We start from the raw sequence: 26,696 nt of genomic DNA, 5'->3' as shown, positions 1-26,696 counted from the left end.
TTTTTATTATTAATCTTTTCTATCCAAGAGTTTTATGATAAGTAATATAAGCTTTTCCAGAATAACGACATTTTGAGGAGTTTTTATGAGTCGCATAGAACTGGCGCATGGAGCTGGCGGTACTGCAATGGGCCGCCTAATAAAAGAAACCATAATATCCTCCCTAAAAAGACGCAACGTGCAGAACGGAATTGGCTTGGATGAACTGGATGATGGTGGAAGCATTCCACTAGGAGATACCGATGTTGTGATTTCTACAGACGGCCACACCGTGGATCCGATTTTCTTTCCCGGTGGGGATTTAGGCAGACTCTCAATATCCGGAACGGTTAACGATATCGCGGTAATGGGAGCTAGGCCCATAGCAATTGCTTGCGCATTAATAATTGAAGAAGGATTTCTTATAAATGATTTAAATCGTATACTAAAATCAATGAACGATACCAGTGAAGAAGCGGGAGTATCAATAATTTCTGGTGATACCAAAGTTATGCCCCACGGGCATATCGACAAGATGGTTACCGCTACAACTGGAGTAGGTATAGTAGAACACGGAAAAATAATACTCGATACCGGAATCAAACCCGGAAACAAAATCATAATAACCGGAACAGTAGGAGACCATGGAATAGCACTTCTAGCCGCAAGGGAGGGAATAAGTTTTGAGACAGAACTCAAATCCGACGTGGCACCTATCTGGAACATCATTGATAAAGTCCTTAAAATAGGTGGAGTCACAGCGATGAAGGATCCCACAAGGGGAGGTTTAGCCTCCGCCCTAAATGACTTCGCTAAAAAATCCAATACCACAATTTACATTAATGAGGAAGATCTTCCTATACGAGGCGAAGTTGTTGCCGCTTCAGAAATGTTAGGAATAGACCCCTTAGAAGTGACTTGCGAGGGTAAAGCCATTATCGCTATAGACCATAGTCGGGCAGAAGAAGCTTTGGAAGCAATTAGGAAAACAAGGTATGGTGAGAACGCGAGTATAATCGGAGAAGTTAAAAATGATAAGCCAAACCTTGTAATTATGAATACTACAGTGGGAGGAAAACGTATAATAGAAACTCCGTACGGTGAGCCAATACCCCGGGTCTGCTAATTTTGTAATTAAAGTTTAATATTTTTAGGGTTCTTCGGAGGCTTCAGGTTCAAGTTGATTGTGGGAATCTAGACTGGTTTGAATGCTCTCTTTTCTGATTCTCCATCTTAATTGTTGTTTCAGTTTTCTTGGTTCGTGGTCGAATCCGAAATAGTCTGCAAACATTTCTGTGGTTTGTAGAATTTTGGTTCTGCCTAGGTGTTCAAATTTTAAGAATCCTAGTTCCTCCAATTTTTTTATGTGTTTATAACTATGGGAACCTCGAACTTTTGCCACTTTTGACTGTTCTATTGGTTGTTTAAGGGCAATATAGGCAAGTGATTTTAGTTCTCCCAGAGATAATAGTCCCCGTGAGGCTATATTTGAGATCTTGTTAGAGTAGTTGGCTTTTAATTGTAAAACGTATTTATTTCCGGGGAGTGCTACAATTTCTAATGAACTACTTCTTTCCCCGTATTCTCGCACCAGTTGCCTGACCAGTTCATCAGCATAATCTAAATTATCTATTTTTGCAATCTCAGCGATTTGTTCAATAGAAAGTGGCCGCCCCGCAGCATACAATGCTGCTTCAATAATCATTTTTGCATCCTTTCCCATCTTTCGGCCTCCGTAATGTATATCTCTCCAAAAATTTTTTCCTGCCAGACATGTATCTTCTTTCTTAGAACAAGGATTAAAATAACTAACAAGTTTCTCACAATATCCAGAGGATTATTTTTGTCCACTAATTCTGAAAATTTTATTATCTCTTTTTCATGGAAGAGAATTTTCTCAAAAATTTGCTCAATTATTTCATCGATATTAAATTTTGAAGGTTCAAAAATAAATGGTTCAACTTCCGCCTCTTCTTTTTCTGGTTTCTTAATCATTTTCTTTGTTTCTTCTCCCAGCAAAACTCTCTCCAAAGCGATTAGGAGTTCTTCAAGGGTGACCTTTCTATTTATTAATCTGTAGGGCATGGGAATTGGGGGTAGATTTAGGTCTAAATCCTCCTCTTTCTCCTTTTTTTCTTCTTGTCTCTGTCCCAGTCTTAATAGTAGCTCGGATTTTATTCTATGAATGATTGACGCTGTCAGGAGGGCTTTACCGGACACCTGATAGTTTATAGATTCTCTCTCTCGCATTTTTTCCAAGAATCCCACTAGAATATTGCTGATATTGATTTGCCAAGGATCTTCTGCTTTTTGAGTGGTGTCCACTAACAGCGACCATGGTAGATGTATCCAGAATGGTTCTTCTTGGTTTTCAGTCATTTTCTTCTTCACCCTCCTCCATTCTTAGCGAAATAACGTCTGAAACCCCATCGCGGCAGGTCACACCAAACACTATGTCTGCCTTAGTAATAGTGATGTCACGGAGTGATACGACTATGAACTGGGATTCTTTTGAAAAGTCCTTGAGTAGATCAGCAACTCTGTTTGCATTATCATCGTCGAGGAAAGCATCTATTTCATCCATTACATAAAAGGGAGCTGGTTGATATTGCTGAATAGCGAATATAAGTGCGATAGCTGTGAGGGATTTTTCGCCTCCAGACATTGATTCTATTCTCTTTACATCTTTTCCCGATGGGCGTGCTTCAATATCGACTCCGCCAAGGAAGGGGTCTGTTACATTTTCAAGGATAAATCGGCCTTCTCCATTTGGAGAGAGTCTTGCAAAAATTCTTTTAAAGTTACGTTCAATACTGTAAAAGGTAGCCAAGAAGCTTCTTCTTTTATCTCTCTCAACTTCTCGTATGAATTCCATGATACTTTCTCTTTCTTTTATTAACTCCTCTCTCTTTCTCAAAATGTCTTCATACCGGGCTCTTTCCTGCTCATAGAGTTGAATGGCTAACATGTTAACCGGTTCTAGACTCTTTTTCTCTGCTTCCTTTCTCCGTATTGATTCTCTAAGCTCATGAACGTTAACTTTAAGAATGTCTTTGATTTTAAAATCGGTAAACTCCTTAGCTTCCTCCCTGAGCAACTGTACATTGTTTTCTAAATGTTCTTTTTCCACCATAAGTCTGCTTAATTCAAGTTCTATGGAATTAGATCTCCGAGTAGTAACTTCTAGTTCATTTCTAAGAACAGTCACTTCTTGTTTGAGTTTCGTGTCTTCTTCTCTCAGTCTAGAAACAGAATCATCTAAACCCTTCTTTTCCTCTTCTAGCTTTGATATCTGCTCCGATAGGGGCTTGATTACCTTTTGGATTTCATCTCTCTCGGCGGCTGTCTTTTTAATATCCACTTCCACTTCTTTTGCTAATTTATTCCTTTCTTCCATTCTAGGTATTAGATGTTCGGCCACCTTAGTTCTTGATTGAGCAATTTGCACTCTGATGCCGCTTAACTTTTCTTTAAGTATTGCAACTTCCGCTTCTATAGTTCTTGATTGGGTATAAAGATCCGCAGCCTCCGATTCTTCTATAATCCGATTAAGCGTTTGCTCCTCTTGCGAAAGTGCATTAATTCTTTCTTCAATTTTTTCAATTTCTTGGGACACTTTCTTGTACTGCTTCTCCCTCTCTTCTTTTAGCTTCAACTGCCTTTGTATTTCGGATTCTATTTTTGTTATTTCCTGTTTTTTCTCCTTTACTTCATCTAACAAGTGCTCCAAGCTGGCGGAATGTTTTCCACGATAATGTTCTTCCTCTTCCCTTCTGCCCCTTATTTCAAGATATGAATTTGATATTTTCTCAAGTTTGCCAAGTAGTTCTATTCGAATTGCACTGAGGCCGCTCAGCTGCTCTTCTAACTGTGGTAATTTTTCGTTTTCCAAGAATGCTAAGGTAGTTTTACCGACATAGTGTCCCCCGCTCATCAACCCCTTTGGTTCTATTATGTCTCCTTCAATAGTGACCTTCCTTACCTCTGGAAGATCTAATTTTCTAGCCACATCCAAATTTTTAACTATAGCAACGTTTCCGAAAACATACTCAAAGGCGGATCTGAATTTTTCATCAAAAACCATAAGGTCAATTGCAGGGCCTATTACTCCATTACCTTTAGGAATCGAAAAGTTGGTTTGTTTAATTCTATTCAAAGGCAGGAAGGAGGCTCTTCCTATTCTACTATTTTTTAGAAAGTTAATGCATTTAGCAGCAATCTCATCATCATCAACAACAATGTAATTGGCTCGACCTCCTGCCGAAACCTCAAGTGCTAGGGCATATTTCAGATCTGTTTTTCCCAGCTCAGAGATTGTTCCATAAATCCCCTTAACTTTTTTATTATCTCGAAGCTTCAAAATTTCACTCACAGCTGTTTGTTCCCTAAGGAGCCTCCTTCTCTCTTCATTTATGGCTTTTATCGTTACCACTTCATCTCTGACGTTTAGGATTAGTTTTTCCGTCTCTTCAATCTCCCGCCTTGTAATATCCTGTTGGTTTTGAAGCTCCTCCAACTCCCTAGTTACTTTCTCAACTTCTTTTCTAGATTTTTCGGCTACTTCCTCTAAACGGCTTCTTTCTTCTTCCGCCTCTTGCAATGAATTTCTAATTTCATCTCTTGCCGCACTTCTTGAACTAATCGATGAGGAAATATATTCAATATCCTTTCTAAAGGCTTCCTGAGTAGTTTTCAAAGAAATACTCTTCGAAACCTGTTTATCTATCTCCTCATGGATATTCCTAATTCTTGTTCTCAACTTTGAAAACCTAGCATCACTAGTTGTTATTTGTTCACTTATCTCCTCGAGGATATTCTGTTTTGTTTTTATTTGATTATCTACTTCTACCTCCTGCTTTTCCAACTCGGCGATATTTACTTCTTCTTCTTTAATACTATTTCCTATCTCCACTACTTCTTGGTTTAGGTTTTTTAATTTTTCAGAATTCTTTTTCAATTCATCTTCTTTGTAGCCTAAAACCAACTCTTTCTCCGAAAAAACCGCCTTCTTCTCACTAAGCTCAAATTGCAAATCCCCGATTCTAGCTCCTACATCCTCAATAATAATCTTTTCGATCTCCTCTATTCTCTCTGTCAGCTCCTCTAAATTCTCTCTGAACTCTTTTTCTTTTCCTTTCAAACTATTTAGCTGTTCATTATTGGTTTCTATTCTATTTAGAATGTCTGATAACTCTACTTCAGATATTTTTAACTGGTGAAAAATTAGTTTTGCTCGGGCGAAATTGATCTCATCAATAATTTGCTGGTATTTGCGGGCAGTTTCTCTCTCTCTTCCTAATCTCTCAACTATATTTCTTACTTCGCTTATTTGTGCAAAATTTTCTCTAAGATTCTGCTCTGCTAATTCTAACTCTTTCTCTGCCCTCTCTTTTTTCTCATCATAAGAAGCTATTCCCGCTATGTTCTCGAAAAGCCTTCTTCTTTCAAGCGAACCCATCTGAATTAGTTCGAATATCTCTCCCTGTGGAACTACATTATATCCGCTTGGACTTATTCCTGCTATTTCCAAAAGGTCAATTATCTCCGTTCTCGAAACCGCTTTACCATTCAGTTTATATACACTCTTCCCCGTGCGGTCAACTTGTCTATCAATTATTACAATATTTGAGTCTACTGGTATTCTCCTATCCGAATTATCAAAATATAAACTCACGCTTGCGTATTTAGCGGGGGTCATTTTAATGTCTTTACTGGGCGTGAAAACCAGTTCCGAAAATACGCTAACTCTCAATGATTTCGAGCTTAAAACTCCGAGCCCAAAACGAATAGCATCTAATAAGTTGCTCTTACCACTACCATTAGGTCCAACAATAGCGGAGAATCCTTTGGATAGGCGAAGCGTCACCTTTTTCCTACCAAAGGATTTGAAGCCTCTGACTACAACCTTTTTAATGTACACCAAGCTACAACCCCGCCATCAAAGATTCTCATTAATACCAAATTTTGTATTGAACTTATTTTCAACCATAGAAGTCATACTTTTTAAATAATGTACTTATTCAATAAATTCATTTCTTGCATTTACTTCCCTAGACGACTCGTTTATGTTAACCACCTAAAACCTTTTCCATTTGAAACTAATAATATTTATGTTCATTACAATTCTCATAATATTGAGAATGAATTTGTAGTTATCGTTACACTACAAAAAAGACGGATCCACCCCTTTAGAGAATTATATTGAAATTTAATCCAGCACAATATGAATATTCCCTCTTTCAGAAGCTTAAGCTTATTTATGCATTTCCACTAATTTTTATAAAATTTGAAAAGCTTTTTCTGTGTTAATATTTTTTTGAAATATGCCCCAAACATACCCGTAGATCTCCTATCTAATCACTTTTTGGTGTTCCAATCCGCCTCCAATAGTTTCAAATCGTAACCGGTAACTAACATACTGGAACTCGTAAAAAATGATAAAAATAACTATTTTCCAAGCCTAACAACTTTTAATTATGTTTACCTCAAGAATTTTAATTAGTTTTAGAAGAATTAGCTCCTAAAATTATTTATTAAGGTCTTAATTAGAAAGGAAGAAAAGAATGAATTAAAAATTATTATACTCATTCAAATTTTAATCCTTGATAAGACTATTTTAAGATCCCTTATTATCAATCCCAGTGAGGGAGCAGCATCCTTACTTATTATTGCCAATAATATTGCTTTCTCTGAGTTCGCCATCACAGCATAACCATTATCCCCCTCAACATAAGCCACATTCGCATCTCCCTTTTCAATAGATTTATTCAACTCTCTTGCCGAGGCAATTATCACAGCAGCGTTCTTAGCGATTTCGGAATGATTCATCTGGGTTATTGTCTGCCCAACAGACACGTTTCCACTCTTGTCAAGTAGCAATATTCCCTCAATCTCAGGAATCTTGTCCATAAGATCCGCAACCATTTTCTCAGTTTCCGACCGGCTCATGAAATCACCACACATCAACAATAATATTAGTACATTCATTGGCTATAATTCTTAGCCTTCCCAACCATTAATAATAAACAAGTTTAAGATTCTTATTTTCTTTCCTAAATTTAAGTTTTTTTAGTATACCTTAGGCGTAATTATTTTTCATTCAGAAATGGTGCGAAAAAGTTTAAAATCCTACAGAAACCCTACCGAAAAACGCAAAAACTGTGATAAAAGACGCCTGAAAACGGAAAAAATCCGGAAGTATCAATTACGCCTAAGGTCTAATAAATATATTCCCATAAACAATAAAACCAACCAATAATCCTTCAAAATACCAAAAAATACAATTTTCAAATGAAAATACATCTTTTCCACTAAATTTCTACTCCAATAAGAAAAACAGTATAGTAGAAGAGCATTAATATTTTATTTAGAAAAAGTTATCGGTATTCTTACTGAAAGGTTTTTAAAAGACAAATGTGTATTTTAATACATGATGAGGTGTACGTAACAATGATTACCTCCAAATACTTTCAGAAAACACTCCAACAACTACAAAAACATCCAGGCGTTAAGGGCGTCATTGTAACAAACACCGAAGGTCTTCCCATAAGCTCAACCCTATCCACCGAGAAGACCGAAATAATCTCCGCCCAGATAACGTCGCTAGTTGGAAAAGCTTCAAAAGTAATAACAGAACTCGGCGAAGGTACACTGAACTTCCTAACAATAGACGCGGGAGAAAGCGAACTACATATAGCACCCGAAGAGGAATACGTTCTCATAGTTCTAAGAGCCAAGAACGCAGAACCTCTTCCACAAGGCCGATAACAAACAGAAAATTTATACACTACAAAAAACAATAATTAAACAAAGCTAGTCTACCGTAAATCAAATCTCTAGAACTACTGAAAACACCTAACCGAAAACCAAATATAATACTAAAAAAAGGAGTTAATATAAGAAACTAATCTCTGAACAAAACCTTAAAACAACTAAAACGGGGATTGTTAAAAATTGATGGATATAAAAGCCTTTGATAAAATATTGAGCGATGTAATAAAAGCGGAAAGCGGAATAAAAAAAGTCATCCTCGTAGACAGAACAGGGCTAACCATAGCCCACGTATCAAAGTTTAGTTATTATCCTGTAGATATCGACGGAATAGGTGCAATTGCGAGTGCTGTTTACTGCGCCTCAGAGGAACAGGGCAAGAACCTTGATATTGGTGAGCTGAATATTGTGACTTCGGAGTTTGATAATGGTAAAATCTTTGCTGCTAGTTGTGGTAAAGGTGTTCTTTGTGTTATTACTGACTCTGATGTTAACATAGGAATGATTCGCCTAGTTATGAAGAAGGCTTCAAATCAGCTTAAGAGTGTTCTTGACGAGTTCCTTGCTGAGAAACCGGTTGTGCCTGTTTCCGAAGGTGAAGCTGGCGACGAGGAGCTTAAGGCTGCCCTTAGTGAGCTTGAAAAAGTGTAGCTTAAAAACTCCTCTTTAAAACTGAATAGGACGTGTGCAGCCTTTGAAGAAAGATGCTCAAGGTAGAATACATTTTAAGGTAGTTTTTTGGGGACCTTCCCTATCCGGTAAAACCACTTGTCTTAGATGGATTTATGATGAAGTAACGGGTCTTGATAAGGGCGGTTTTACGTCTGTTGAGGATCCTACAGGTAGGACATTGTATTTTGATTATACTCCGATATCTGCTACGGGTAAGGTTATTTTTGATGTTTTTACGGTTGCTGGTCAGAAGCGACATAGGCATCAGAGGAAGATTGTGCTTCAGGGTACTGATGGAATTATTTTTGTGGCTGATTCCTCTAGAGATCAGTTGCAGGCGAACCTGGAGAGTTTAGAAGAATTGAAAGGCTATCTCGGTGATAAAATCCACAGCGAGATACCTATACTGATTCTCCTCAATAAGCGTGATTTACCGGACGCTATGGAAAGAAATGCCTTAGTTGAGGCCCTGCAAGCCGATTCATTACCCATTTATGAATCCATCGCTATTAAGGGTCTGGGCGTGAAACGCGCATTCCAAGCCCTATCTAGGGAAGTTTTACTGAAAAGGCTCTACAAGCAGGAGTTACTACCCAAATCTTCCTGAACAAAATTCCTGTACTTGTCATTCCCCCAACCTATTTATTAGAGGAAAGAATATAAGCCTAATACCTCTTTTAGAAATAAATGACTGAATAAGGGCATAGGTGGCGCGTTTAAATGTCTAAAAGCGAAAACTTAGAAGAGATCTTAAAGGACTTGGAGGCTTCGGTTCCTGAAGTTGAGGCGGCGGCGATTGTGAGCGTTGAAGGTCTTCCCATAGCTTCTGCGTTGCCTGCTGATGTTGACGAAACACGGGTAGCAGCAATGACCGCTGCTATGCTAAGCCTAGGTGAGCGCGCCGCTCAAGAACTTAAAAAAGGTGAATTAGAACAAGTCTTTATACGGGGAAATGAAGGGTACATATTTGTGATGTCCGCAGGACCTAATGCCGTTTTAACTGTTAGTGCTAAGAAAGATGTTAAGTTGGGTTTGGTTTTTTTGGATATGCGTAGGTCTGCCCAGAGAATAGCTGAACTAATATAATTCTTTCTCCTTATTTTGGGAAAGATAGTTAGAGTATTTTGAGGCGAAATTATCAAGATTTAAGAAAAAAATAGTTACTCAAATTCTACCCAATGTTTAAATTTATAATTGTTTTGAATATAGTTTTGAATTTATTCTCGGTAACATGGCCATTATAACAGAGAACTCGGTTAGTTTTGTTCTACTAATCAACCCGTGGGAGAGGAAACCTATTGCTCCCATTTTTTCACCCAGTTTTTCTATACCTGTTATTTTTTCCATAACTTCTCCGACTTCAAAATTTTCTTTCATTACTTTTTGATTAACGATTGGGGGATATTCGAATCCAGGGCCTACTCCAATAGTTTTTCTTCCATGTTTATCCACTATTACACAGTACTGAAAATCAAGGTACCGTGTCTCTTCTCCAAATATTATGTCTATTAGCCCTGCTTCTATCCCTACCCCTAAATCAGCATTCTCTACTTTATTTAAGGCATTTATGGCTCTATCCAGAGCTCCTTTTAGGGTTTGGCTAACTCCTATAGGCTGTGGTGGTGTACTGCTTGAAACCTTAACTCCGTGAATCTTTATATTACCGAGTAGTTTTTTCATCACATTTTTTACTGCTGAAATTTTAACTGGATTTTCTGAACCGACTGCAACAACCTTCATTAAAATCACCATTTATTTTAGAACTAGAGCTAATAATATTAAGTATTAATAAAATCTTTATCATAAATATTTAAAAAGGAAGCAGGAGAAGACTCATGAGACTAGAAAAATTACGAAACATGCTGAGTGAGGTTGACGCTCTATTTTTATCCAAACCAGAAAACATTTTCTATTTTTCAAGTTTTTTTTCAACATCATTTATGTATCTACTTATACCCCGAGACGGTACACCTTTTGCTGTGGTTTCACAATTGGAATTCGAGGAGGCCAACAGCACAATTAAAGGTTTTTCAATCATTCAAGCAAAAAAACTAGAAGACTTTGACAAAGCTTTCTCAGAACTTCAAAAGGAATTAAAATTTAAAAAACTGGGTATTGAGGAGGACTCTCTAACAGTAAACATTAAAGAAAAATTGGAGAAAAATAGTGAAGGCATCAATTTCGTACCAGTATCCAATATCATAAAAAAAATTAGATCCATAAAATCCTCAAATGAGATAGAAATAATTAGAAAAGCAGCAAGAATAGCAGACGAAGGTATGAAGAAGGCTATAGAAACTATAAATCCCGGTGTCAAAGAATACGAAGTTGCCGCAGAGGCGGAATACAAAATGAGGAAAATCGGTTCCAGCGGAACATCGTTTGAAACCATCATTGCATCCGGTTACAGATCTGCTTTTCCCCATGCTTCCTGTAGTGATCGGAAATTGGAAAACGGCGACTTGGTAATAATAGATTTGGGGGTTCGCTACAAAAATTACTGTTCAGATATTTCCAGAACACACACGGTAGGTTCTCCAAGCCCAACACAGAAAAAAATTTTTCAAACCGTTTTAAACGCTCAGCAGAAGGCTATAGAAATTATTAGACCGGGAATTAAGGCAAATGAGATAGATGAGTTGGCTCGTGAGTTAATAAAAAAAGAGGGTTACGGCAATTATTTTATACACAGCTTCGGTCACGGAATCGGGATTGAGGTACATGAACATCCCCAAATTAGCCAGAATAATAAAGAGGCTATAGAGGAGGGTATGATTTTTACAGCAGAACCTGGAGTTTACATTCTGGATTTCGGGGGAGTAAGAATAGAAGACATGGTTCTAGTTACAAAAAATGGATGTGCAATACTCACAAAAAGTTCCAAATTTTTGGACTAATTTACTAAATTGTAATTCATATAAGCTGAATTTACACGATTCCAAGCAAAATTGATGTATAAAACTCAATAATTCTTGGAAAAATTTTTGAAAAAAAATTTGAAAAAAGTGTCTTGTATGGATAGATTTTTTACCTAAACCCAAAAAGATTTATTATACCCTCTAAAAATCTTATTTAAATATCTCTGAAAAAAATTGACACGGGATTAGAAAAGAGTGGTGCTTGGAATATCAACCGGTGGTTTTCATGTTGCGTCTCATTAAATATCTCCCAGTATCTCGATTACCCCTATCCCTCATTAACAAAATTAATAATGCACTATCAAGTGTATACGAAAAAATTTTATGGCATCAAATTAAAGACGGCCGCATGCCGGAACATTTAGCTGTAATTCTTGACGGTAACCGCCGTTTCGCCCGACAACTGGGTTTAAAGGCATGGATTGGGCATAAATACGGTGCAGAAAAGGTGGAGGATGTACTTGAATGGTGCTGGCAGGCCGGGGTTAAGATTGTCACCCTCTATGTTTTTTCTATTGAGAATTTTACGCGTTCTAGTAAGGAGGTTAAAGAGATTATGAAGCTTGCCGAGGAGGGATTTGATAGAATTCTGAAGGAAGCTAGAATACATAAATACAAAGTAAGGGTTAAGGCTATTGGTAGAATTAATCTTCTACCCAAGACGGTGCAGGAGGCAATTAAAAAAGCTGAGGTAGTAACGAAGAATTACAATAAATATCTGTTAAACATTGCTATAGGGTACTCTGGTAGAGCCGAGATAGTTGATGCAATTAAGGCAATTGCTAGGGATGTGAAATCTGGTAAAATTAATGATAAAGAAATTGATGAGGCTCTGATCGAAAGATACCTCTACACTTCGGGAGTCCCTGACCCTGATTTAATTATTCGAACTTCGGGTGAGGAGAGACTTTCTGGTTTTCTTTTATGGCAGTCTGCCTATTCTGAACTTTATTTTTGTGATGTTTTTTGGCCAGCGATTAGAAAAATTGATTTTTGGCGAGCTCTAAGAACCTTCCAAATGAGAGAAAGAAGATTCGGGAAATAGATTAAATTAAATAAATCAAAAAACTTATTTTCGGTTAATTCAACCGACATGTTAATCAACTGATGTGTTTTATGTAAAAAACATAATTTAACTTGCTGGGTAGAAGGTTAATCATCATGGAGAAAAGGTATAAAGAATTGGCTCCTCCACAAAGGATTTTGCTGGGGCCAGGTCCTAGTAATGTTGATCCTCGAGTGTTGCAAGCGATGTCTATGCCTCTGGTTGGTCACTTGGATCCCTACTTTTTGGAAATTATGGATGAGGTTATGGAGTTATTAAGATATGTTTTCAAAACAGGAAACCGGCTCACTATACCTATTTCTGGTACCGGCAGTGCGGGGATGGAAACCAGTCTTATTAACCTAGTAGGTGAGGGGGACGAAGTTGTAGTTGGCATGAATGGATTCTTTGGTCAGAGAATGAGTGAAATAGTTAGAAGATGCGGAGGAACTCCAATAGAGGTTAAAGAGGCGTGGGGGGAGGCATTAAAAGCGGATAGTGTGGAAAAGGCTTTAGCAAACTCTAATGCTAAAGTGGTTGCCTTGGTGCACGCGGAAACTTCAACTGGTGTGCTACAGCCTTTAAAAGAAATTTGTAAGATAGTAAAAAAGTATGACGCTCTTCTTCTAGCGGATACGGTTACGTCCTTAGGCGGTGTAGAGTTAGATATTGACCAATTTGGTGTGGACATCAGTTACAGTGGAACACAGAAATGTTTAAACTGCCCCCCCGGTCTTTCTCCGATTACTCTTAATGAGAAAACTGTGGAATTTGTAAAGGATCGTGAGGGAAAAATTCAGAGCTGGTATCTTGACCTCAATTTGATAGAAAAATACTGGGAAGCAGATAGATTCTACCATCACACAGCGCCTATTTCTATGATTTATGGCCTGAGAGAAGCTTTAAGAATAATCTATGAGGAAGGCTTGGAGAAAAGATGGCTTCAACATTTAACAGCAAGTCGAGCTCTCATAAAAGGTTTAAATGCAATGGGGTTAGAAACACTATCCACCAAGAATAACCTTCCTTCTTTAACAGCGGTAAAAATTCCTGAAGGAGTTACCGACGCAAAAGTTAGAAAAACTCTCCTAAATGATTTCAATATAGAGATAGGGGGCGGTCTGGGAGATCTTAAGGGCAAAATATGGAGAATCGGATTAATGGGGATCAACGCCTGTGAGAAAAATGTGATTATAGTGTTGGAAGCCTTGGAAAGAACCCTTAGAATGGAAGGATTCTCAGTAAAACCTAGTGAAGGTATTGCAGCAGCTATGGAAGTTTTTGAGCAATAGGTGAAATTATGAAATCTCACATAATAAATAGACTAGCGAAAATCGTGGGAGAAGAAAACGTTTGCACTGATCCAGCGGAAATTTTTTGCTACTCCCGAGATTCCACACCATTTCAATACTTCGCAGATGTCATAGTTAGGCCCGCAAAAACAACAGGAGTCTCTGAAGTCATGAAATTAGCCAACGAGAATCGTATACCTGTTTATCCACGGGGTTCAGGGACAAGCGCTGCGGGTTCTCCCCTTCCGGTTAAAGGTGGAATTCTAATTGACCTCACTAGAATGAATCAAATTTTGAGCTTCGATGAGGAAAATCTACAAGTGGTAATGGAACCTGGAGTTATATGCGATGATCTAAACGAATTCTTAAAAGATTATGGATATTACTTTCCCCCAGATCCCGCAAGTAGTTCGGTGGCAACTATAGGTGGAATGGTGGCAAATAATTCTGCCGGTAACAGAGCCATAAAATACGGGAAAACCAAAGATTGGATTCTTTGGTTAGAAGCGGTTTTGCCAAGTGGCGAAATAATCCACACCGGGTCAGATACTCTAAAATCCGTTTCTGGCTATGATTTAACAAAACTATTGTGTGGCTCGGAGGGAACATTGGCGGTTTTTACCAAAATAGGCATGAGAGTTCAACCCTTACCCGAGACCTACAAGACCGCGATGTTTCTATTCGATGATTTAAACAGGGCAGGTGAAGCTATAGTTAAAGCCCGGTCATCAGGTGTGGTTCCTTGCGCGATGGAATTTTTGGATAAACTAACAATCAGCACAACTGCGGACTATGCGGGTTTAACTCTTCCAGACTGCGAAGCATTGCTTCTTATCGAGACTGATGGTATTGAAGCCGCTGCTGAAAAAGAATTGAAAATAATCACTGGTATAGTTAAAAAAATGAGTCCAAAGGAGTGGAAAATCGCTCAGGATGAAGAGGAGAGGAACACTCTTTGGGTGGCAAGAAAATCCGCATACGCAGCACTAGCCAGATGCTCTATCACCACAACTATGGAGGATCTATCAGTTCCCATCTCTAAAATTCCTGAGGCTTTAAAAAGAATACAAAAAATTCCTGAAAGAGTTGGCAATCAAATTCGGGTTGCTACATTTGGACACGCGGGAGACGGTAATCTCCATCCTACTTTCCTATACGATGAAAGGATTTCGGAGCAACAAGAAGCATTCTACAAAGCTCTAAATATTATTTACGACGAGGTGGCTCTAGCACTAGGAGGAAGCATCACCGGGGAGCACGGTGTGGGAATTATAAGAAAGGATTTCGTGGAGAAGGAGCATGGTTCGGTGGAGATGGCTCTAATGAAAGGGATAAAACGGGTGTTTGATCCTAGTAACATTTTGAATCCGGGTAAGGGAAAGCCTTGGGGGTCCACCGGAGAACCTTAGGTGAATTAGTGATGATAAATAAGAAACTGTGTGAATACGCAGATGATATTTACAGCTGTATGCGCTGCGGGTTCTGTATAGCCAAGTGTCCACTTTACGAGAATTACGGTTGGGCTTCAAACAATGCTCGGGGAAGAATTTTAATCGCCCGCGGAATTTTAGAAAATAAATTAGAATTATCTCACTATATAGCCGAAAGAATTTTCAATTGCACTACTTGTGACCAATGCTACGTCTTATGTCCCTCAGGTATTCATACCACAGATATTATTAGGGCTCTAAAATATGAATTATCCGCGAGAAATTATATTCCTAACTCGTCTAATCGCATAATGGAAAATATTAGAAGAGAAGGTAATCCGTACGGGGAGCCGAGGTTAAAAAGGGGCTATTGGATGCGGGATGAAGATAAATGACAGAATTAGCATATTATGCAGGGTGCACAGCAGCTTACAGACTGCAGAACATTGCCCGGTCAAGTGTTAAGATTTTAAAAAAATTGGGGGTCGACTTCAAAAATACTGGTTATGATGAGGTTTGTTGTGGCTCAGTTCTCTTCAACATGGGTCTAGTAGAGGAAGGGATCAAGCTCGCCAATAAAAACAAAAAAATATTCAAGGATATGAACATCGAAACACTAGTGACGGAATGTGCAGGATGTGCAAAAACTTTTAGAATAATTTATCCTGAACATCTAGACTTTCGAGTTGAGGTACTACACCTCACTGAATATCTCGAAAGAAAATTGAATCAAAATAATTTGGAACTGGAATATAAATACCCCATTAGAGTAACCTATCACGACCCATGTCATTTGGGACGTGGATTAGGAGTTTATGATCCCCCACGTAATATACTTAAATCGATCAACAATTTGGAATTGGTGGAAATGAGCCGCAACAGAGATAAAAGCCGTTGCTGTGGAGCGGGAGGCGGAGTAAAGGCGAGTTACCCTGAAACAGCACAAAAACTGGGAATACAGAGACTTAACGACGCGGAAAAACTGGGCGTGGATTTGATAATCACCGCATGTCCTTTTTGCACACGGAATTTAAACGACGCAGCCGAATTGTGTGGTTCTAAGCTAAAAACGAGGGACCTGAGTGAATTTGTCTCTGATTGCATTTAGGTCATCAATTATTATTCTAATATCATTTGATTACTCGAACAGCTTATTATCAAAAAATTATGAAATAGAAATAAAAAGGACAATTTCGAAACGTTTCTTCAGAGATTAATAACGTCTGCTTTCAATATTCTAAATTGAAACTTAACTAAAAAGATGAAAAAATCTGAATAGCTTATAACAAAAAGGGGTTAAGGGCTTGCTGAGGGTATATAACACTCTGACTAGGGAAAAGGAAGAATTTGTTCCCCTTAATGGGAATAAGGTAGGTATGTATGTCTGTGGTCCCACCGTTTATGATTATAGTCACATTGGTCATGCTCGGTCATACGTGGCCTTTGATGTTATAAGACGATACTTGGAATACAAAGGCTATACTGTTATTTATATTCAAAACATTACCGATGTGGATGACAAAATTATTAACCGGGCAAATGAACTGGGAGAGAATCCCCTATCTCTTTCTAAAAGATTTACTGAAGCCTACTTTGAAGACATGGACAAACTTAACGTGAGAAGAGCTAACATACATCCCAAGGTAACCGATCATATACCCGAGATAATTGAGTTCATTGACGTATTAATAAAAAAGGGGTACGCCTATGAGGTTGATGGTAATATCTATTTCAGTATAGAAAAAGCAGAAGACTATGGGAAACTGTCCCACCAATCTATGGAAAACATCTTAGCAGGTGCAAGGGTAGAAATAGACGAGAATAAAAAAGATTCAAGAGACTTTGCACTATGGAAAAAGGCCAAACCGGGAGAAATTTTTTGGGAAAGCCCATGGGGGAAAGGACGACCGGGATGGCACATGGAATGCTCCACAATGGCCGTAAAATATCTCGGTCCGAGCATAGATATCCACGGAGGAGGAATGGATCTTATTTTTCCCCATCACGAGTGTGAAATCGCCCAATCAGAAGCATACACCGGTAAACCTTTCGTGAAGTACTGGATACATAACGGATTCGTAACCATAAACAAGGAAAAAATGTCGAAGTCCCTTGGAAACTTTTTCACAATAAGAGAAGTTTTAGAAAAATACGATGGCGAAACGATAAGATTCTTTCTATTAAACACACATTACAAGAGCCCAATTGATTACAGCGATCAGCAACTTCAGGAAGCAAAACAAACCCTTCAAAGAATTTACACCGCAATTAATAAATTAAAAACTCTAATAAGAGAGCAACAACAGACCGAACAAAACGAGCCAAGCAAAGAGGAGAAAGAGCTAATAGAACAGGTTGAAAAATCTAAGCAAAAATTAATAGATGCCATGGACGACGACTTTAACACTAGAGAAGCAATGCCCGCCATCTTCGAACTGACCCGAGCAGTAAACTCCCTAGATACGAAAAGCAAAATAAGTAAAAAAGCTCTAGAAAAAACCTTACAAACGTATAATGAAATCGGACAAATTTTAGGAATACTTCAAGAAGAACCCAAAGAGGCCGACATGGGAACGGTTGGTAAACTAGTAGACATTCTGATTGAACTGAGAAATAAGTTTAGAAAGGAAAACAACTATGAAACTGCAGACTATATCCGTAACAAACTAATGGAAGCAGGAATTCAGTTAGAAGATTCCAAAGAAGGCACAATTTGGAAAATTATCAAACAGTAAAAATAAAGTTATAGAATTACTTTGCTTGATCTCTCTTTTCAAGGCCCATCTTACTTATGTACATTCCATCAACCCTTAAAATAGATGAGGCAAACTCAGTAGCACTTTTTAGAGACTTAATCTTTGCGTAACTAGGTTCCAGAACACCAAATTCAACCATGTCCCTCACTTTTTTATTTTCAACATCGATACCTAACCAGTTCTGAGAACCACCATGTTTTGAACGCAACTCCATCAGAGTATTGATCTCATCCATACCCGCATTAGACGCTAAGATACGTGGAATCAATTCAAGTGCGGAGGCGAATTCAGCCACAGCTAACTGTTTCTTACCCTCAACAGAATACGAAGTTTTTCTAACATATCTTGCTAACTCCAGCTCTATGGACCCCCCGCCACCCACAACCTTTCTATCTATCAAAGCCACAGAAACCGCCATCATAGCATTCTTTAAAAGCCTTTCAACTTCTTCACAAACATACCACGACCCCCCTCTAACCAGTACAGCCACAGATTTCGGATCCTTACAGCCAGAAAATAGCACATACTTGTCCCGCCCTATTCTTCTCTCTTCGACAACATGGGCGTAACCGAGGTGTTCCTCGTTGAGGTCTTCCACTTTAGAGCATATTTTTGCCCCGCAGGCTTTGCTTAGCAATTTAAATTCTTCAGGTTTAGCTCGTCTTATTCCAAGAATTCTGTTCTTGGCTAGACTCTGTTCTATCACTTTATCTATTCCTTTCTCCGTTACCACCACATTTGCTCCGCTCTTTTTAATGTAAGAAAATTTCCTTTCACCAAAATTTCTCTGCTCCTCAAAGTAGCCATCCAAATCCTCAGGAGAATTTATCAGTAACTGAATACTTCTCTCTGCTGGTTTCTCTAAATAGAGCTTTTCGTTTAAAAGAGCGATTCGAGCGTTCTCAATCCTTCGGGGCATTTTTGGACTCAAAATATCTTTTGATATAATAACTCCATGAATCAACTCGGTGTCAACTATTCCTCCCCCTTCTCTCTTCACAAACTGCACTTTATCCTTAACATCTATTGGCCTCTCTCCCTCCGCTATAGTAGTAACCGTTTCAACCGCAAGATCCGAAAGATGGTTTTCTGCCCTTCTAGAAAACTTGCCGGAAAGAGAAGTACTCGCCACCGATCTAAGTATAGTCTTCTCACCATTTACTCCAATACCCAACTGGTTTAAGCGTTCAATTGCTTTTTCACAAGCAACGTAATAGCCCGAAATAATAACCGAGGGATGTAATCCCTCATCAACAAGTTTCAATCCTCTCCTAGCCAACTCTGCAGCCAGAAGAACAACAATCTTACCCCCATCTCCCTGGGTTCGAACATGGGTCTTACCCATATTGACAAGCATCTCCCCAATCGGATGCTGAATATCCAAATCCCGCAGAACCGTCACCGCATCATTAGAAATCACATAATTATCATACCTATCTATGATGAGCTTCCTCATACCATTTGGTCCCAAACAAGTTTTCAAAATATCCGCAATAGCGACAACAGTATAAACACAGTTTCTGGTAGCATCGATTCCTTTAAGCCCTGCTGCCATTTTCACAAGCCTTTTTTGAACCTCATCCTTGGCTCTAGACTTACTCAATATACGTCACTTCTCCCAGAGAAAACCTATTCCATGTCCAATAATTTACTTATAAACAAATTTACATTCTTACAATTTTAAGATTTAGGAATAAAACAGCCTAATGCTACAAAATAACAACTCTTAATATTCGTTTCGAAACAAAAAAAGGGGGTCTAAAAAACATTTACTAGGCAGCCTGCATCAGCATTAAGAAAAGTGCTAATGTAATATCCTTTAGAAGAATAAAACTTCCCGCTTTGGAAGCCGCTTAAACAATTAGGGTAATTCAACCGGGTTTCTTGATAAGTATGATATCTCCTATTGCTTTTACCCATGAGAAGGGAACAGAAATCATACTCTTACTTTCCACCGGTTTTTTGAGTTTAACCTGTAGTGCGGAAGCTACACCCGCCCCAAAGTCCATATCCAAATCCACAACAGTCCCCACAAGTTTCCCTATGTTCGTGTACACCTCTTTTCCCCTAATCTCGGTGGCCCTAATGCTTATAATAATCCCCCCTACTGCTTGGAAAGAATTATACGGGCATCAACCGTCTTCGCACCATCAGGATACGTAATAATCGGGTTCAAATCCATCTCATCAATCTCCGGATGCTCCATAACAAGCTTAGAAACATTCAACAGTATTTTAATAATTGCCTCCATGTCAACCGGTGGCTGACCCCTAACACCTTCAAGAATCGGGTAACCTTTTATCTCCTTCATCATCTCTTCAGCATCATACCGAGTAATAGGCGCCACCCTAAAAGAAACATCCTTCAAAACCTCAACGAATATGCCTCCAAGTCCGAATGCCAAGGCTGGTCCGAATTGGGGGTCTTTGGTCATTCCTACAATTATTTCTCTTCCTTCTGGGGCGAATTCTTGGATAAGCATGCCTTCGAATTTGTAGTTGCCTACTGCTTTTTTGACGTTTTGTTCTATTTCTTGGTAGGCTTTTTTTACTTCTTCCGCGTTTTTGAGGTTGACTTTTACGCCGCCTGCGTCGCTTTTATGGACTACGTCCCTTGAGATAATTTTCATTACCACTGGAAATCCTATTTCTCCTGCGAATTTAACTGCCTCTTCTGGTGTTTTTGCAACTTTGTACTTGGTAACGGGTATTCCGTAGGCTTTGATCACTTCTTTGGCTTCGGGTTCTAGAAGGAGAGTTCGTTTTTCGCTTAACACTTTCTGTATGATTTGACTTACGTTATTGGACATTTACTTACACCTCTAAATATTATTTAGACCAGTAAATTTACACGATTGATTAATATCTTCCGCATATACATTTAGTAGTTTTTTTAATAATTAGAGCGTATACTATATATAAACTTCTTTGTATCCGCGTCCGACTTTTGTTAGTTGTATTTTAACTTTTCAAATCATCTTGGGTATATTAAAATTTTGCCAAGTCTTTTTCGGTGAATCTGAGGGGTTTTTATATAAATCCTTCTTGGTCTGTGTAGATTCTTTCAAGAATAGCGTACAGGTTGTCCAAGCCTTCTAATGTTAGCGCAGAGATAGGTATTAGCTCTCTGAGTAGGCCGAAGCTGGTGAAGATTTCTCCCAGATTTAGGCTTATTTCTCTGCGGAGTCCGACTGCTTCTTGGTCTATGGCATTTAATAGTTTTTCGGGCTCGTCCACCCACTCGATGATTCTTTCGATTTCTTCTTCGCTTAAAGTGTCTGCTTTGGATAAAATGTTGATTTGAGGTAGGTTGAAACGGTACTGTACCGAGGCGCTTAGAAGAAGAACACTGACGAAGCCTGAGGGTGAGCGACTTAATAAAGGGTCCATAAGGAAGACCAGACAGTTTTCTTTACTGCTTATTGCTGTTGTGACTAGTGGACCGGTGCTGCGAAAGGCGAAGAGCTCTAGTTGACCCGGGGTGTCCACTAAAACATATAATGGCTTTAGTTCTTCAATCTCTTCTTTGAAATCGTCAATAAAATTAGCCATCATGTCAATGCTGGCGATTAATCCTCCGTTAGGTCCTAGATCATACTTGTCCATTACTTCCTCTAAAACTATGTATTCTCGGATGTCCACATCGGGCGAGTATGGAAGGCGGCGTACGCCGGGATCTAGGTTAACAAGAGCGGTGTTGAATTCGTTTCGGATTAGCCATTCGTGGTAGGCTTTTGTTAGGGTGGATTTTCCGCTACCAGCGGTTCCAATGAAGAAACACGTGAACATCTTCTCTTGTCCCCAAATATTGGTAAATAAGGCACTATTGCTAGTAGGCTGATAAAATTGGTGAATCATTTACTTTTAAACTATTTCTCAAGTCGTTTTAAATTTAGCCACTCAGAAGCTAAAAATTCTGCATTAATGGAAAAATAATATTGTTGAATTTGTTTTAAATTGTTGAACATAATAGGATTGTGACGACTGTGGTTGGAAGGTTTTGTGATAGCAGCCAGTAGGTAATCATCTGGTCCAAGTAGTATCCGAGACCTTTTACCACTTTTCCCATTATATCAATCACAAATGGAAGAAACCAGTTCCAATTTGCACATATACCTATGAAAAGTAGACTAAGGGCTATCCCGATTAACGGTCCTATACGGTTATATGCGTATGTAAGCTTAATTAGATTCAGAACCAATAATCCAATGCTTATTACTATGAAAATTCCGAATATTATGGAAAGCAAGCCATTCACAGCAGGGTTACTAAGCCACCAGTGAACATCGCCTTGCATAAACAAATCCTCAGCCTCACAAACAGATTTTCTCACCAATCCTTTTTATTAGAAGGATATATGAACACCACAGCAATCAAACCAAAACGTTCGATATCTACACAAATGCTCCAAAGTAAATTCTGTGGTGTTCGACTGGATTAACCGAGATAAAGTTTTTAAATAGACAAATATAATAAAGAATTTCGTCTAAATCTGTGTGAGGAGGATTTTCTTTGAATCCTGAAGAATCTTTCAAAGCGGTAAGAAATGCTATGAAAGCTCATCACGAATGGTTCAAGAGAAGCTTGCCCTTGATTGCAAGCGAGAATATAGTGAGCCCCGCTGTTCGAGAGGCAATAATCAGCGATTTTGGCCATCGATATGCCGAAGGCTGGCCTGGAGAACGCGTCTACGCAGGGTGCAAGTACATAGACGAGGTGGAATTAATATGCATTGACTTGGCGAAGGATCTTTTTAAATCGGAATTTGCAGATGTCAGAGCCACTTCTGGTGTGGTCGCAAACCTTGTAGTTTATACCGCATTAACAAGACCCGGGGAAATTATGATGGCTATGCCCATACCTGCCGGTGGACACATAAGCCATGCTCCCGTATACACTAAATCTGGTAATTTCTTAGGCGGCACCGCGGGGGCGGTTCATGGTTTGAACGTTGAATATTTTGTTTTTGATCGAAAAGAACTAAATCTTGATGTGGACAAGTCATCGGAGAAGATACGAGAGGTAAAACCAAAACTTTTATTGTTTGGTGCATCCGTCTTCTTGTTTCCCCATCCTGTTAAAGAGTTGAGCGAGGTGGGAAAAGAGATAGGAGCAAAGGTGGCTTATGATGCGGCGCACGTAGCAGGACTTATAGCGTGTGGATATTTTCAAGATCCTCTAAGAGAGGGCGCTGATACGATACAGATGAGTACACACAAAACTTTGCCCGGTCCACAACACGGTATGGTGCTGGCTAAGAAAGAATTAGCTGACGCAATAAAACAGGCAACGTTTCCGGGATTGACTAGCAACCATCATTTACACAATGTTGCGGGATTAGCCATAGCCCTCGCAGAACTTAAAAAGTACGGTAAGGAATACGCGGGACAAATCATTAAAAATTCGAAAGCCCTTGGACAAGCATTGTACGAGAGAGGATTCAATGTGCTGGGAGAAGACAAGGGTTTTACAGAGTCTCACACACTAATAGTGGATATTACCAATTTTCAGGATAAAGTGGGCCTCGGACGTGACATTGAAGAAAAACTGGAAGACGCAGGGATTATACTAAACAGGAATCTACTACCTTGGGATATTAGCGAAGGGAGAAACTATCTTAATCCCGGTGGCATCCGCTTGGGCACCAGCGAGCTTACAAGACTGGGAATGAAAGAAAGTGAAATGCAAGTAGTAGCGGACTACATTAAACGGGTCATCGTGGATAAGGACAATCCAAAAAAAATCAATGCGGAAGTCTCAGATTTTAGAAAAGATTTTCAGAAAGTGCACTATTGTTTTGAATCAGAGCTAGAAGCATATGAATACATAGAACTACATTAGTCTTTCAATCCCTTTTTTAAAATCAGTACAAGAAGATTCGTAAAAGGCAGTAGATGCCATAATTAAAGCATTTAGAATGGGAAGAGATGTTTCGCTAGGCTGATTCCAGCATAAGGGATCCTCTGAAAGAATGTTACCAGTTAATCCGTAAGCGTCAGCTCGACAACCTCCCCCGCATATTTTTATGAGTGAACAATTACTGCACTTTCCAGCTATCTTTCTTTGTTGGATCATGTCACATATTTTCGAATTCTTTATTTTGTTCCATATCTCCTCAATGCAAATTTTTCTTATATTTCCCATAACGTGGGGAAGACTGGGGCATAGAACTACATTTCCATCTGGTTCAATACACATTCTATTACCGATGTAACACCATCCGCCCACAAGTTCCAGATAATTTATCATTTCTCTAATTAGGTCTTCACCATAGTAAGATCCAATGATGGAAGTGGCTTCTTTTAACTCCTCTGCGGAGGGCATTAGATGAATATTTTTAAGCCCTCTGCCTATTGGATGAAATCTCCTGAAATAAGCGGGGACATGATTCTTTTCTGCTAGTTCAATAATTTTTTTGATTTCGGGCAAGTTATTTTTCATGATTACACTGACGATAACAATCATTAGTTCTGCTTCACTGCAAAGCTTGACTGCTTTTACAGCCTTAGAGAATGATCCCTTAACGCCTCGAATTTTATCATGGGTTTCCGCCTCTCCACCATCTATGCTAATTCTTACTCCACTCACATTAAGATTGCTTAATCTATCTACGAAATTTCGATTGAAAAAAAATCCATGTGTAAATAAACTTACCTGAATATCTAAATTATCCAAGTAACACAGTATGTCCCAAAAATCTTTTCTAATCGTTGGCTCTCCACCCGAAAGCGTTATCCTTTTAACACCTATTTTTGACAACTTATCGATTAAGTTTTGAATTTCTTTTAAGGTTAGCTCATTATGAAGTGGAAGTCCGGAGTCAGAGCTACAATGTAAACATTTAAGATTACACTCGTTAGTAATTTTTAAACTAACCACTGGTATTGCAGATCCGGGATTGCTCGACTTAATTTTGTTTATCTTATTACGGAGCCCTGTAATCAGAATCTGTTCAAGTGCATCATCCAAGACAATCACCGAATATACAAACTTTAACTGTAGACTCCAAAAAAGGTTTTCTAAAAAAGGATTTGTCAAACGCGAATTCTCCACAATCACAGAATGAGCCATAATTATTTGCTTAGATCCTTTTGTAATTTGTTAGGAATTTTTAGATTTTTGATATTTTAAAGCTTCTTTTATAAAAGCAAGGTACACCGGACTCGGATTATTAGGTCTACTTTTGTATTCCGGATGGAATTGAACCCCTGTTATTAAGAATTTTTTGTTTAGTTCAATTGCGTTAATTATTTTTCCAGTTTCGTCCCTAGCTGATACTACAAGCCCTGTGTCCTCAGCCATTTCCGCGTATTTGGGTATAATATGGTATCGGTGTCTAAATCTTTCAACTACCTCACTCTTACCATAGGCTTCTCTTAATCTACTATTTTCTGTCAACAAAATTTTATGACCGCCTAATCGCATGGTACCGCCTTTGGCTTTGACTGCTCTTTGTTCTGGAAGTAAATCAATAACTGGATAGGGCGTATTCGGATCAATTTCGATGCTGTTGGCTCCCTTGAGTCCCAGTATACTTCTACAAAACGCTACGAAAAGGAGTTGGCATCCGAAGCAAATTCCCAAATATGGGATTCCCTCCTTGATGGAATACTCGGCTGTTAGGATCATGCCTTCTGTTCCTCTAGCGCCAAAGCCTGGTGTAAGAAGAATTCCATCATAATTTTTTAGTATATCAATGGCTTTCGGATCCTTTTCTAAAGGTTCTGTATCAACCCATTTGAGTTCGAGTTTGGCTCCACAACATGCAGAGGCGTGCTTTAGTGCCTCCTGAATACTAATGTAACTATCAACTATCTGGGTATATTTTCCTGGAACCGCTATTCGCACAACCTCTTTGGTGTTCTTGTAAAGGTTTACAATACTAAACCATTCATTAAAGTTAGGTTTTTTAATTGGTAAATTTGAAATCTTACACAGGTAATCTCCAAGATTTTGTTCTTCAAAAAATAGTGGTAACTCGTAGACAACTTCTATATCTGGATTTGAAATAACTGCCTCAAGAGGCACGCTCGAAAAAAGGCTGAGTTTCTGTAAAACATCCTTTGAAAGCGGTTTTTCTCCTCTTCCCACTATTATATCTGGTTGTAAACCCATCCCTTGAAGTGTTCTAACACTATGCTGTGAGGGTTTTGATTTCTGTTGTTGAACGGTGTCTAGAAACGGTACGTAGGTAACGTGAACAAGAATGGTGTCTTCTTTCTTTTCCTCTATTCTAAATTGACGTATTGCTTCAAGGAAGGGCATGGCTTCAATGTCACCTACGGTTCCACCTACTTCCGTAATTAGAATATCGGGTTTCTTTCTTTTTGCTACTTGTCTTATTCTTCTCTTTATTTCGTCTGTTATGTGAGGTATAATCTGTGTAGTACGTCCTAAAAACTCACCTTCCCGCTCCTTAAGAATAACTGATAGATAAACCTGTCCGGAGGTAATATTCTGTTCAGGTGACATATTTTTTCCGAGAAAGCGCTCATAAGTTCCAAAATCCTGATCTATTTCCGATATTTTAAGACTAAAACCTTCGACCGGGTTAAACTCCCAAACTTCCTCGGTTATATAAACTTCACCATGTTCGATTGGATTAAGAGTACCGGGATCGACGTTAAGATATGGATCGATCTTAATGGCATCCACATTATAACCCCTAAATTGGAATATTTTGCCAATAGAGGCTGTTGTAATGCCCTTACCTACTCCACTCATTACACCGCCGGTGACAAAAACATATTTTACCATGCTTTCTTTCTCCAACTAAAATTAATTACTTATAGAGTATTAATAAGTATAACTACATTTATTACATTGAAAATTAAT

Annotated in this window: 25 protein-coding genes; 13 read left to right on the top strand and 12 right to left on the bottom strand. The window is 38.7% G+C overall.

What is annotated here, in order from left to right:
• Nucleotides 1-85 precede the first annotated feature (85 nt).
• Nucleotides 86-1,105, top strand: a complete 1,020-nt coding sequence (gene hypE, locus ACUVXA_RS01100; protein ID WP_445869382.1) for a hydrogenase expression/formation protein HypE — start codon at nucleotides 86-88, stop codon at nucleotides 1,103-1,105.
• A 24-nt stretch (nucleotides 1,106-1,129) separates the two neighbouring features.
• Here the strand turns inward: hypE and scpB are convergent, their stop codons facing one another.
• From scpB to ACUVXA_RS01080, 4 genes are all read right to left on the bottom strand, one after another.
• The gene (scpB, locus tag ACUVXA_RS01095; protein ID WP_445869381.1) at nucleotides 1,130-1,702 is read right to left on the bottom strand and encodes an SMC-Scp complex subunit ScpB; all 573 of its coding nucleotides are present in this window, start codon (nucleotides 1,700-1,702) and stop codon (nucleotides 1,130-1,132) included.
• Nucleotides 1,681-2,358 carry a segregation/condensation protein A gene (locus tag ACUVXA_RS01090; protein ID WP_445869380.1) on the bottom strand — a complete coding sequence of 226 codons (678 nt, stop codon included), beginning with the start codon at nucleotides 2,356-2,358 and terminating at the stop codon, nucleotides 1,681-1,683. Before ACUVXA_RS01090 ends, scpB begins: the two co-directional genes overlap by 22 nt.
• A complete protein-coding gene (gene smc, locus ACUVXA_RS01085) occupies nucleotides 2,351-5,899 on the bottom strand; it encodes a chromosome segregation protein SMC (RefSeq protein ID WP_445869395.1) in 3,549 nt (1,182 codons plus the stop codon). The genes ACUVXA_RS01090 and smc overlap by 8 nt, the downstream gene beginning before the upstream one ends.
• A gap of 668 nt (nucleotides 5,900-6,567) precedes the next feature.
• Nucleotides 6,568-6,927, bottom strand: a complete 360-nt coding sequence (locus ACUVXA_RS01080) for a roadblock/LC7 domain-containing protein (protein WP_445869379.1) — start codon at nucleotides 6,925-6,927, stop codon at nucleotides 6,568-6,570.
• Nucleotides 6,928-7,428: 501 nt separating this feature from the next.
• Here ACUVXA_RS01080 and ACUVXA_RS01075 point away from each other — a divergent pair.
• The 4 genes from ACUVXA_RS01075 to ACUVXA_RS01060 all read left to right on the top strand — a co-directional run bounded on the left by ACUVXA_RS01075 (nucleotide 7,429) and on the right by ACUVXA_RS01060 (nucleotide 9,507).
• A complete protein-coding gene (locus ACUVXA_RS01075) occupies nucleotides 7,429-7,746 on the top strand; it encodes a roadblock/LC7 domain-containing protein (protein ID WP_445869378.1) in 318 nt (105 codons plus the stop codon).
• Between the two features lie 189 nt (nucleotides 7,747-7,935).
• Nucleotides 7,936-8,400, top strand: a complete 465-nt coding sequence (locus tag ACUVXA_RS01070) for a roadblock/LC7 domain-containing protein (protein ID WP_445869394.1) — start codon at nucleotides 7,936-7,938, stop codon at nucleotides 8,398-8,400.
• 43 nt (nucleotides 8,401-8,443) lie between these two features.
• A complete protein-coding gene (locus ACUVXA_RS01065) occupies nucleotides 8,444-9,028 on the top strand; it encodes a GTP-binding protein (RefSeq protein WP_445869377.1) in 585 nt (194 codons plus the stop codon).
• A gap of 113 nt (nucleotides 9,029-9,141) precedes the next feature.
• Nucleotides 9,142-9,507 carry a roadblock/LC7 domain-containing protein gene (locus tag ACUVXA_RS01060; protein ID WP_445869376.1) on the top strand — a complete coding sequence of 122 codons (366 nt, stop codon included), beginning with the start codon at nucleotides 9,142-9,144 and terminating at the stop codon, nucleotides 9,505-9,507.
• 102 nt (nucleotides 9,508-9,609) lie between these two features.
• Here ACUVXA_RS01060 and yjjX read toward each other — a convergent pair whose 3' ends face one another.
• Nucleotides 9,610-10,161, bottom strand: coding sequence for an inosine/xanthosine triphosphatase (yjjX, locus tag ACUVXA_RS01055; protein ID WP_445869375.1), 552 nt, complete (start codon nucleotides 10,159-10,161; stop codon nucleotides 9,610-9,612).
• A gap of 95 nt (nucleotides 10,162-10,256) precedes the next feature.
• Between yjjX and ACUVXA_RS01050 the strand changes: the two genes are divergently transcribed.
• The 7 genes from ACUVXA_RS01050 to cysS all read left to right on the top strand — a co-directional run bounded on the left by ACUVXA_RS01050 (nucleotide 10,257) and on the right by cysS (nucleotide 17,841).
• Nucleotides 10,257-11,318 carry a M24 family metallopeptidase gene (locus tag ACUVXA_RS01050; RefSeq protein ID WP_445869374.1) on the top strand — a complete coding sequence of 354 codons (1,062 nt, stop codon included), beginning with the start codon at nucleotides 10,257-10,259 and terminating at the stop codon, nucleotides 11,316-11,318.
• 247 nt (nucleotides 11,319-11,565) lie between these two features.
• On the top strand, nucleotides 11,566-12,384 hold the full coding sequence (gene uppS, locus ACUVXA_RS01045; RefSeq protein ID WP_445869373.1) for a polyprenyl diphosphate synthase: 819 nt from the start codon (nucleotides 11,566-11,568) through the stop codon (nucleotides 12,382-12,384).
• 116 nt (nucleotides 12,385-12,500) lie between these two features.
• Entirely contained in the window at nucleotides 12,501-13,676 is a 1,176-nt protein-coding gene (locus ACUVXA_RS01040) for a pyridoxal-phosphate-dependent aminotransferase family protein (RefSeq protein WP_445869372.1), read from the top strand.
• A gap of 8 nt (nucleotides 13,677-13,684) precedes the next feature.
• Nucleotides 13,685-15,085, top strand: coding sequence for an FAD-binding oxidoreductase (locus ACUVXA_RS01035; RefSeq protein WP_445869371.1), 1,401 nt, complete (start codon nucleotides 13,685-13,687; stop codon nucleotides 15,083-15,085).
• 11 nt (nucleotides 15,086-15,096) lie between these two features.
• Nucleotides 15,097-15,501, top strand: a complete 405-nt coding sequence (locus ACUVXA_RS01030) for a 4Fe-4S dicluster domain-containing protein (protein WP_445869370.1) — start codon at nucleotides 15,097-15,099, stop codon at nucleotides 15,499-15,501.
• The gene (locus ACUVXA_RS01025; protein WP_445869369.1) at nucleotides 15,498-16,214 is read left to right on the top strand and encodes a (Fe-S)-binding protein; all 717 of its coding nucleotides are present in this window, start codon (nucleotides 15,498-15,500) and stop codon (nucleotides 16,212-16,214) included. The genes ACUVXA_RS01030 and ACUVXA_RS01025 overlap by 4 nt, the downstream gene beginning before the upstream one ends.
• Before the next feature lie 199 nt (nucleotides 16,215-16,413).
• Entirely contained in the window at nucleotides 16,414-17,841 is a 1,428-nt protein-coding gene (cysS, locus tag ACUVXA_RS01020) for a cysteine--tRNA ligase (RefSeq protein WP_445869393.1), read from the top strand.
• Between the two features lie 16 nt (nucleotides 17,842-17,857).
• On the opposite strand, the gene thsB is transcribed toward cysS, so the two are convergent.
• The 5 genes from thsB to ACUVXA_RS00995 form a co-directional block, all read right to left on the bottom strand.
• The gene (gene thsB / locus ACUVXA_RS01015; RefSeq protein ID WP_445869368.1) at nucleotides 17,858-19,465 is read right to left on the bottom strand and encodes a thermosome subunit beta; all 1,608 of its coding nucleotides are present in this window, start codon (nucleotides 19,463-19,465) and stop codon (nucleotides 17,858-17,860) included.
• Nucleotides 19,466-19,733: 268 nt separating this feature from the next.
• Nucleotides 19,734-19,949, bottom strand: a complete 216-nt coding sequence (locus tag ACUVXA_RS01010) for a PRC-barrel domain-containing protein (protein ID WP_445869392.1) — start codon at nucleotides 19,947-19,949, stop codon at nucleotides 19,734-19,736.
• A gap of 17 nt (nucleotides 19,950-19,966) precedes the next feature.
• Entirely contained in the window at nucleotides 19,967-20,671 is a 705-nt protein-coding gene (locus ACUVXA_RS01005; RefSeq protein WP_445869367.1) for an acetate--CoA ligase family protein, read from the bottom strand.
• A gap of 220 nt (nucleotides 20,672-20,891) precedes the next feature.
• Nucleotides 20,892-21,650: an ATP/GTP-binding protein gene (locus ACUVXA_RS01000; RefSeq protein ID WP_445869366.1), complete on the bottom strand. Its 759-nt coding sequence runs from the start codon at nucleotides 21,648-21,650 to the stop codon at nucleotides 20,892-20,894.
• 163 nt (nucleotides 21,651-21,813) lie between these two features.
• Nucleotides 21,814-22,164, bottom strand: coding sequence for a hypothetical protein (locus tag ACUVXA_RS00995; RefSeq protein WP_445869365.1), 351 nt, complete (start codon nucleotides 22,162-22,164; stop codon nucleotides 21,814-21,816).
• A gap of 209 nt (nucleotides 22,165-22,373) precedes the next feature.
• Here ACUVXA_RS00995 and glyA point away from each other — a divergent pair, with 209 nt between their 5' ends.
• Nucleotides 22,374-23,702: a serine hydroxymethyltransferase gene (glyA, locus tag ACUVXA_RS00990; RefSeq protein ID WP_445869364.1), complete on the top strand. Its 1,329-nt coding sequence runs from the start codon at nucleotides 22,374-22,376 to the stop codon at nucleotides 23,700-23,702.
• Here the strand turns inward: glyA and ACUVXA_RS00985 are convergent.
• Together ACUVXA_RS00985 and ACUVXA_RS00980 are read right to left on the bottom strand one after the other, a co-directional pair.
• Nucleotides 23,694-24,830, bottom strand: a complete 1,137-nt coding sequence (locus ACUVXA_RS00985) for a radical SAM/SPASM domain-containing protein (protein ID WP_445869363.1) — start codon at nucleotides 24,828-24,830, stop codon at nucleotides 23,694-23,696. The genes glyA and ACUVXA_RS00985 overlap by 9 nt on opposite strands.
• A 132-nt stretch (nucleotides 24,831-24,962) precedes the next feature.
• On the bottom strand, nucleotides 24,963-26,618 hold the full coding sequence (locus ACUVXA_RS00980) for a CTP synthase (protein WP_445869362.1): 1,656 nt from the start codon (nucleotides 26,616-26,618) through the stop codon (nucleotides 24,963-24,965).
• Nucleotides 26,619-26,696: the final 78 nt, after the last annotated feature.

This window comes from Candidatus Jordarchaeum sp. (assembly GCF_052745115.1).
The sequence above is the reverse complement of the archived record's forward strand: the minus strand, read 5'-3'. Positions and strand labels throughout refer to the sequence as shown.

Coding starts and splice junctions, on each gene's coding strand:
- hypE (WP_445869382.1), top strand. CDS start 86: ATGAGTCGCATAGAACTGGCGCATGGAGCTGGCGGTACTGCAATGGGC.
- scpB (WP_445869381.1), bottom strand. CDS start 1,702: ATGGGAAAGGATGCAAAAATGATTATTGAAGCAGCATTGTATGCTGCG.
- ACUVXA_RS01090 (WP_445869380.1), bottom strand. CDS start 2,358: ATGACTGAAAACCAAGAAGAACCATTCTGGATACATCTACCATGGTCG.
- ACUVXA_RS01080 (WP_445869379.1), bottom strand. CDS start 6,927: ATGAGCCGGTCGGAAACTGAGAAAATGGTTGCGGATCTTATGGACAAG.
- ACUVXA_RS01075 (WP_445869378.1), top strand. CDS start 7,429: ATGATTACCTCCAAATACTTTCAGAAAACACTCCAACAACTACAAAAA.
- ACUVXA_RS01070 (WP_445869394.1), top strand. CDS start 7,936: ATGGATATAAAAGCCTTTGATAAAATATTGAGCGATGTAATAAAAGCG.
- ACUVXA_RS01060 (WP_445869376.1), top strand. CDS start 9,142: ATGTCTAAAAGCGAAAACTTAGAAGAGATCTTAAAGGACTTGGAGGCT.
- yjjX (WP_445869375.1), bottom strand. CDS start 10,161: ATGAAGGTTGTTGCAGTCGGTTCAGAAAATCCAGTTAAAATTTCAGCA.
- ACUVXA_RS01050 (WP_445869374.1), top strand. CDS start 10,257: ATGAGACTAGAAAAATTACGAAACATGCTGAGTGAGGTTGACGCTCTA.
- uppS (WP_445869373.1), top strand. CDS start 11,566: ATGTTGCGTCTCATTAAATATCTCCCAGTATCTCGATTACCCCTATCC.
- ACUVXA_RS01040 (WP_445869372.1), top strand. CDS start 12,501: ATGGAGAAAAGGTATAAAGAATTGGCTCCTCCACAAAGGATTTTGCTG.
- ACUVXA_RS01035 (WP_445869371.1), top strand. CDS start 13,685: ATGAAATCTCACATAATAAATAGACTAGCGAAAATCGTGGGAGAAGAA.
- ACUVXA_RS01030 (WP_445869370.1), top strand. CDS start 15,097: ATGATAAATAAGAAACTGTGTGAATACGCAGATGATATTTACAGCTGT.
- ACUVXA_RS01025 (WP_445869369.1), top strand. CDS start 15,498: ATGACAGAATTAGCATATTATGCAGGGTGCACAGCAGCTTACAGACTG.
- ACUVXA_RS01005 (WP_445869367.1), bottom strand. CDS start 20,671: ATGTCCAATAACGTAAGTCAAATCATACAGAAAGTGTTAAGCGAAAAA.
- ACUVXA_RS01000 (WP_445869366.1), bottom strand. CDS start 21,650: ATGTTCACGTGTTTCTTCATTGGAACCGCTGGTAGCGGAAAATCCACC.
- ACUVXA_RS00980 (WP_445869362.1), bottom strand. CDS start 26,618: ATGGTAAAATATGTTTTTGTCACCGGCGGTGTAATGAGTGGAGTAGGT.